Raw genomic sequence first — 1,544 nt, 5'->3', positions numbered from 1 at the left:
CTCAGAGGGGGGCCCCAATGCGGACCTCTTTCCTCCGTGCTATCTCTCCACAAGGGCAAGGGCAGAAGGATTAACCGAAATCCTGCTTCCGATAGACCGCATTTCGAGTTGTCTTCCCCGGCTGTTCCTCGCTGCGGCCGGGCTGAAAGAGACCTTCGGCGCCTTTTCGACGGTCACGTCCATTGACGGCGGTTATAGCACCCTGACGCTTGCAGACCGCGCGTTCCTGATGGCGCTCGAAAGAGGCGACTTTCCGGTGTCCGGTTCCGTCGCCGAACTCCAGAGCTACTTCATTCGCGTGCTTTCGGAAGACGAGGCCATTGCCACTGTGCTGCGCGAAAACTGAAGAGAAGACATAGTCAGGTGCTATCAAACGCATGCGAACCGATCTCCGTTACCCCTACCCCACCCATGGATCAGGCAGCGAGAAGGCCGCGGCACTCAGCGAGAGCGGCGGCGCGCATCGCCTGGACACGCTTGCCCCTGATTTCGGCGGCGCGCATAGGGCCGAATCTGTTCCACCAATACCGCATGGTTTCATGGCTGATCTCGATGCCGCGCTCGTGCAGCAGATCCTCGTCGTTTCGCAGCGACAGCGGGAAGCGGGTGTTCAGCATTAGCGTCAGGCGGATGATCTCAGGGCTCGTTTTGAAGTAGCGGAAAGGGGAGCGTCTAAACATCCCAGCAGGGTAGCGAACTGCCGTGCCGCGCTGCAAGCCAAGTTTTTCTGACAACGCCCCGCCTACGGTTCCTGCCTCTGTGGCTTGGTCCGCACCGCCCCATCGACTTACATCGACACCATTCCTGATCGAGAGGCCCTTGTCTTTATTGGTCGGATCGCCCATTTTTCTGCCTCGCGCGTTCCTTGAGAATATCTCGGACTGTAGCTGATACAATTAATAGCGGACCCACATACAGTAGTGAGTTTAAGATTCGCCCAAAAAAGTTGTCTCTAGGCAAGTCTGGGTCGAAGTAAACGAGCAGCAAAACTATGCAGTAGATTGTAACGGCACCTAGGAATCCGACGACTATTGGAGCAGTTATGTACTTAAACATGAACAATTTTTCCAAGTTTGAGCAGAAGGTGCGAAAGGTAACCAAGTGGTGGGCATTTGCTGGTCATTTTTTCGCCTTTGGTATGAGTCGAAGTGCGTCGTGGTCCACTGTCGCAACTTTGGTATCTGACGGCCTCAAGCCCCAAGCCGCCCACTAACCTGCTAGCCCGTTCACATTGATGATCAAAACGCTTTACAACATGACCTAGGGGCAAGGTACCTTGCTCACATTGCATGGGCATTCTTAAAAATTCGTGCGAGCCGTAGTGCGGAGGCCAATACAGAATTTCGGACCCGAACAAATCGCTCACTCCTTCACCCCAAGTACTCAAGTTTCGGATCAAGCGTTGGACGGTTGACAACCTACCAAATCCATCAGCCATCAGCACCGCACTTGCGACCGTCCCGGTTCTCGCTTCTGCCCGGGTGAACGACGTCTGCCCGGGGTGCTTTCGGACGAATGCGAACCAGTCTCCGTTACCCTTACCC

2 protein-coding genes are annotated in these 1,544 nt (G+C 55.2%); one reads left to right on the top strand and one right to left on the bottom strand.

Features of this window, described 5'->3' with window-relative positions; translation table 11 throughout:
• On the top strand, window positions 1–346 hold a 346-nt coding region (locus IQ270_RS30155; protein ID WP_193976764.1), incomplete at its 5' end, for a hypothetical protein.
• A 70-nt stretch (window positions 347–416) separates the two neighbouring features.
• Here the strand turns inward: IQ270_RS30155 and IQ270_RS31670 are convergent.
• Window positions 417–845: a hypothetical protein gene (locus IQ270_RS31670; RefSeq protein ID WP_228056843.1), complete on the bottom strand. Its 429-nt coding sequence runs from the start codon at window positions 843–845 to the stop codon at window positions 417–419.
• Window positions 846–1,544 lie beyond the last annotated feature (699 nt).

Source organism: Microcoleus sp. LEGE 07076, assembly GCF_015207455.1.
Taxonomy (GTDB): domain Bacteria; phylum Cyanobacteriota; class Cyanobacteriia; order Cyanobacteriales; family Microcoleaceae; genus Microcoleus.
The sequence above is the reverse complement of the archived record's forward strand: the minus strand, read 5'-3'. Positions and strand labels throughout refer to the sequence as shown.